This window comes from Trichocoleus sp. FACHB-40, assembly GCF_014695915.1.
Taxonomy (GTDB): Bacteria; Cyanobacteriota; Cyanobacteriia; order Cyanobacteriales; family FACHB-T130; genus Funiculus; species Funiculus sociatus.
Genome location: NZ_JACJPF010000012.1, coordinates 1 through 5249, shown reverse-complemented (window position 1 = coordinate 5249; position 5249 = coordinate 1). Strand labels below are relative to the sequence as shown.

Below are 5249 nucleotides of genomic sequence, written 5' to 3'. Positions count from 1 at the left end.
TCTTTTTCTAAAAAGTTAGAAAATCACATTGGAGCTATATGGTATTTTATCCATCATTATAATGCGTCGCTATCTATGTAAGAATTTTTTTCACTACATATTTACCACTACCAACTTTTATACCCTTAGTCCCAATATGTTCTCTCCTGATGCGGCAGCTAGAATAAGTTTGGCTCTGCTATAAAATAGAGAATGATTAGTAGCGCTTTAGAAACCTGATAAAGAAGTTTGCGGGGAGCGATTATTGTGGCTTTTAATCACCTTACCAGGACTGATCCAAGAAATTCCTTGCTGTAAAGAACTACCAATCATAATTGCCTCAATTATAGGCTGAGCAACTTCTGTTTGAGCTACCCACTCCACAATAAAGTTGGCTCCTAAACCTCCACTATTGTCACTACTATCAACTACAAAATTTGTAGAAGCTAGGGCTGCAAGTTGAGTAGGGCGCTCTAGATACTTCCTTACCAGATTGCCAGCAGAATTGTTATAGCGCACAGAAGTAATGATAATGGGGTTAGTCAGATCGGTGTTACGAATACTAAGTGTAGCTGTTAAATTGTAAGTCTCTTGGCGATCGTAATGATAAATGTAGGAGTAGGCAGGAACATAGACGGTTTGACCCCTTACTATCTTGAAATTTTTATCTAAAGTTACTACCTTTACGGATGGGTTTACCCGATCGATATCAGCAACTGACTGCGATGGCTTCTCCTGTGAGGTGCAGGACGTAAGTACAATCACAGCGACTGTGGCGTAAGAGAGTAAATATAACTTCACGAGCATTAATTATTACAATCATTAATAAAATTAAAGTATAATTGCAGACTTAAATATTTACAACAATGATGACCAAGATATTAAGTATATTGGGACTAAGTGGTTTGACAACTTTTAAGAAGTAGTACGGCTTCAAACTATAGGAGGAGAAAAAATCTGCCATTTCTGAATACCCCAACGGCTCAAAATCTTTTTAGCCTGACGAATTTCGGACGGGTGCATCCAAAATTTGCAAAAATAGCCAGAATGCAAGCACTAATCAGTGAGGCGTAAGAATAATAATCACCTCGGTGGAGCAAAGCTGAGGCTGTCAATTGTGCAAGTAGGCGCGATGGGGCAAGATACAGGCAAGAAATCTAGACAGACAGATAATAACTATGACATCCGAAGAGCAACAGCGTATAGAAGCCTGCATTACAGAAATAGCAGAAATTCTCTACAACAACACTCCACCTGAAAAAACCACGCTCGTGAGTAGTAATAGAACAGAAATGTACGCTAACGCTGAAATGCTTATCCTGATTAGGTTGTACCCGTGATCCTCAAAGGAGTAAATTCCTGTAATAACCATTTTTATCACAGGAATTAGCCCGTAGCGTACATTTTTTTTCGACTACTGCTTACGCCCCATTTACTCCTAATTAGCGATCACTCGCACCTGAAAAAACGCTTCGCTCTACTGAATGTTGGTTGTGACGTATTACAAAATCGATATGCAATTAGATTGGGTTGGTTATGCTGCTGGAAGATTAAGACTACTCGACGTACAGGATGAGGAAAGCTGACCGTCTTTTCCAATTAGTGAATCTCATTAGAGCTCACCAACCCATAACAGCAGGGCAACTAGCCGAACGGATTGGTGTTTCCGTGCGTACAATTTACCGATATATCGATGATCTTTCGGTGAGTGGTATTCCCATCTATGGTGAGCCTGGTATCGGTTACGCTTTGGATGAAGATTTTGAGTTACCGCCCCTAACTTTAACTCCTAATGAGATTACCGCTTTGATGTTGGGTGTCGAGATGCTGTCGCAATCGACCGGAACCGACTTAGCAGCGGCGGCAAAAATGCTGTTGAGTAAAATTGGAGCAGTGTTGCCGCCACGCAGCTTTGATCCAACTCACACACCTGTTCGGGCGCTAGGTGATATTCTCAACGACCAAAGCTTAAGACATTGGAACGACCTTTACCGGGGCATTCAACAACAACAAGCCGTCACAATTGTGTATTTGAGCTTGAGTGAGGAACTGTCTCAAAGGGTTGTTTTTCCGTTGGGACTATTTTACTGGGGTGAGAAATGGACAGTTGGAACCTGGTGCATCCTTAGAAACGCATACAGAGATTTCCGTGTTGATCGCATCCAAAATCTCGATTTTGCTTCAGGTGTTCAATTTCCAGACCAAGAGATCAGTCTTGATTCATACACGAAGTTTCAGCTTGAGAGAATAAAGTTATCTGGCTTCCACTGACAGGATGCTGTCAGGAGTAGGGTTTTATGCTGAGTAACGCCCAAGAATTTGTTGAGGAGCCGATTTCGCTGTGTTTGAGATGTTTCCTAACTTCTGGACTCCAGTATTACCCGTTGCTGAAATAGGGCTAGCTCCCCTTGCGGTTGAGTTAGCTGGCGAATCGCTAGTTTTATTTCGCAATTGGGCCGATCAGTTTGCAGCATTTCTTGATCGTTGTCCTCATCGTGGTGCGCCTCTCTCACGCGGGCAAGTCACGGAAGATGGTTGCGTTGAATGTCCCTATCATGGTTGGCATTTTGCCCTGGATGGCGCTTGTACTCATGTTCCTTTCAACTCACTTAACCCGACTCAACGCTCACTCTTGTCAGCCGTGAGGTTGCCGACAAGGGTGATTGCAGGGACATTGTGGATCTTTACGGGAACCGAAAATGTGCCAGAACCGCAGTTGCCATCGAGCTTATTAGAACCAAATGAGCGCTACGTGATTCACCATAAGATTTGGAATGCACACTGGACAAGAGCAATCGATATTTCACTGGACTATCTCCATATTCCTTTCGTCCATCAGGATTCATTTGGTCGCGAATTCCATGACCCAGTACACCAAAATGCGATCGCACAAATCAGCGTTACTACAACAGCAGATGGAATGGCAATCACGAATCAACTCAATACTTTACCTTATGGAATTGAGATTGATTGGCATCAGCCCAATAACGTTGTTCTCAAGTTAGATATAGGTGGAATGCCCCTGCGACCCCATTTGTTTGCGATTCCAATCAATACCCAACAAATGCGATTTATGCAGGTTGCTCTGCCCAACCCTGGAATCGATCCGAATAACTTTAACTTTGATGAGTTCTTTGCAGCATCTCTCGACGATCGCACGATGGTTGAGTCACAAATCGGTGAAGTTCCCAATACAAATGAAGGATCTAACGTGCCTACTGATGAACCCTCACTGCGGTTTCGTCGTTGGTACTACCGCACAGTGAAGAATAGAGAAACAGAGGCTATTCAAGACGCAAATGCTAATGCTAGATAACAAATTATTTATCGCTATTAACATATTAGTGTCGTTAATCCAAAAACCTTCCAATTCTTTTACAATAGGGGTTTAAGCAAAGTAAAACTTTGGTAGAAATTCCTCTTGAAAGCCCTAATTATCTTAATTCCAGCTTTTCTTCATCCAAATACATTGAGGCTTTAGTAGCTATAAGAATGCTCAACAACAACAATTTGTTAAGACGACAAATAAACTGTTGTTTGGCAACTGTTGCATCAAAAATAGTGTCCCCTATTACACCATTTTTAAGCCATTTACCCTCATCAAACATTACGAAAAATCCGCAACTGATGGAGTCTAAGAGTCTATCTTTGCAACCTTATTTTGGATAACCAATAATTTTATTTGCCACAGCTTAGCCAAGAAATACTTAAGCGGTTGTATCTTGTTTTAAAGGCAATTATTGAGTGTTATACACTGCCAACAACCAAGTAGTTGCGCTCGCACCCGTATCTTGACTATACCTCTTAAAGCTGCACTGCTTCGCTGGATAGTACATTTCAAAATCCCATTATACAAGCGTTTAGGCCACTTGAGAGCTAGCAAAAAAGCGTAGGAAGCTAACCTCATAGCTTCCTACGCTTTGAAAGTTTATAAATTCTAAAACCTTTTACTGAAAAGCATTACAAGAGTTTTATGCTTACTCACAAAATGTGTTTTATGGAGTATCTGTGAGCCCCAAATTTTTGCCTCACGTTAAAAGTTATTGTATCATGGTTATATTAATCCTGATGAAAGTTTTTTATTTAGCTATGTCTCAGCAACCCCCCAAAAATCTGCTGGAAACTGTACTCCTATATATTCAACACGGAGAAACCAAAACTCCTGGCTCAAATTTTTCAAACTTAAAAACTACTTTGAGAAGGTACGTTCTTCCCAACTTACATGGATATAAATTTGTCCCTGAAGATTTAGAAGGAGCCGGTTTAGATTATGCTCTAAGTCAGATTCCTCTGGATGTATTTCTAAATGTTAAGCCTCTTGAGCTTCTGTCAAAAGGTTGTCAAGCTGCTTTAAGTGCTGGACAGATTACAGCCAATCTAGAAAGAACAACATACCGTCCGGCTCTTAACAAGTTTCTCAAATGGATTCAGCAAGAAAGTTGGTATGAAGAAGCGGCTGAAGGTCGTTATGGAAAGTATGCCCCAAAAACTCGTTCCAAAGCAAATATTATGGCGGCAAACCGGGGGCGTAGGTCGCTCCATGCTAATCCTTATGGATTAAAGGAATCTGAACTGACCCCAAAGCTTTTGAAACAGTTAGAACAACTCCATACTTTTTGTACTGGTGAGTATGTTCCTAAGCGTCAGGACAAGAAAATGCGAGAGGTCACTTTTAATAATCATAAGACACGACTACTTAACATCCTTGGGTGGCTCAAGAATGTTGAGAGCTATCAACTTGCTGACTTAGATTTCAAGCTATTAAACGATCTGGACTTACTCGAAAAATTTTTCGCGTGGGGCATTAACGAGCGCGGAAACACCTGTGGCTGGGCAATGGGATTTTGCGACTTGGCATTGAACGTTGCAAAGTGACTTCATTGCTACGAGTCTAAAAGCCCCATGTACCGGGACATCCGAGTAGTCGAAGAAATTCGGATGATTAATAACAATCTGGCCAAAGGGTATCAAGAACAGCGAAAAGCCAATAAGAAGGCTAAACGCTCAGAGAAAGAAATGACAACGGAACAGTGTATTGAAGTTGTTAAGTATTTACGAAAATGTTGTGCTTCTCATGATTCCTCTGGAGCAAAGCGTTCTGATTTAAGCTGTTACGCAGCTTGATTGTATAATATAAAATTAAGTACTAAGTTATTCTTAGCCACATATGCCAGCCAAAAACCATCTTTCTCAAGAACAAAAGGAACGGCTACTAAAGACTTTAAAAGAGCATGAGAATCCTTATGTAAGAGAGAAGGTGCTTATACTAT

Annotated in this window: 7 protein-coding genes and 1 pseudogene; 6 read left to right on the top strand and 2 right to left on the bottom strand. The window is 41.1% G+C overall.

All coding sequences use genetic code 11. The features are described 5' to 3' along the window. Nucleotides 1-81: pseudogene (locus tag H6F63_RS00265) on the top strand (IS1 family transposase); the annotation flags it as partial. A gap of 126 nt (nt 82-207) precedes the next feature. Here the strand turns inward: H6F63_RS00265 and H6F63_RS00260 are convergent. Further along, entirely contained in the window at nt 208-780 is a 573-nt protein-coding gene (locus H6F63_RS00260; RefSeq protein WP_190633893.1) for a DUF3124 domain-containing protein, read from the bottom strand. A gap of 377 nt (nt 781-1157) precedes the next feature. Here H6F63_RS00260 and H6F63_RS00255 point away from each other — a divergent pair, with 377 nt between their 5' ends. From H6F63_RS00255 to H6F63_RS00245, 3 genes are all read left to right on the top strand, one after another. Continuing rightward, on the top strand, nt 1158-1319 hold the full coding sequence (locus tag H6F63_RS00255) for a hypothetical protein (RefSeq protein ID WP_190633892.1): 162 nt from the start codon (nt 1158-1160) through the stop codon (nt 1317-1319). Nucleotides 1320-1551: 232 nt separating this feature from the next. Then, entirely contained in the window at nt 1552-2250 is a 699-nt protein-coding gene (locus H6F63_RS00250) for a YafY family protein (RefSeq protein WP_190633890.1), read from the top strand. 79 nt (nt 2251-2329) lie between these two features. Beyond that, the gene (locus H6F63_RS00245) at nt 2330-3295 is read left to right on the top strand and encodes an aromatic ring-hydroxylating dioxygenase subunit alpha (protein ID WP_242019439.1); all 966 of its coding nucleotides are present in this window, start codon (nt 2330-2332) and stop codon (nt 3293-3295) included. Between the two features lie 118 nt (nt 3296-3413). Here H6F63_RS00245 and H6F63_RS00240 read toward each other — a convergent pair whose 3' ends face one another. Then, nucleotides 3414-3587 (bottom strand): hypothetical protein, encoded by a 174-nt coding sequence (locus H6F63_RS00240; protein WP_190633886.1) that lies wholly within the window; start codon nt 3585-3587, stop codon nt 3414-3416. Nucleotides 3588-3969: 382 nt separating this feature from the next. Between H6F63_RS00240 and H6F63_RS00235 the strand changes: the two genes are divergently transcribed. Both H6F63_RS00235 and H6F63_RS00230 read left to right on the top strand, forming a co-directional pair. Then, nucleotides 3970-4854, top strand: a complete 885-nt coding sequence (locus H6F63_RS00235) for a hypothetical protein (protein ID WP_190633884.1) — start codon at nt 3970-3972, stop codon at nt 4852-4854. A 27-nt stretch (nt 4855-4881) separates the two neighbouring features. Next, nucleotides 4882-5103 (top strand): hypothetical protein, encoded by a 222-nt coding sequence (locus tag H6F63_RS00230; protein ID WP_190633883.1) that lies wholly within the window; start codon nt 4882-4884, stop codon nt 5101-5103. Nucleotides 5104-5249 lie beyond the last annotated feature (146 nt).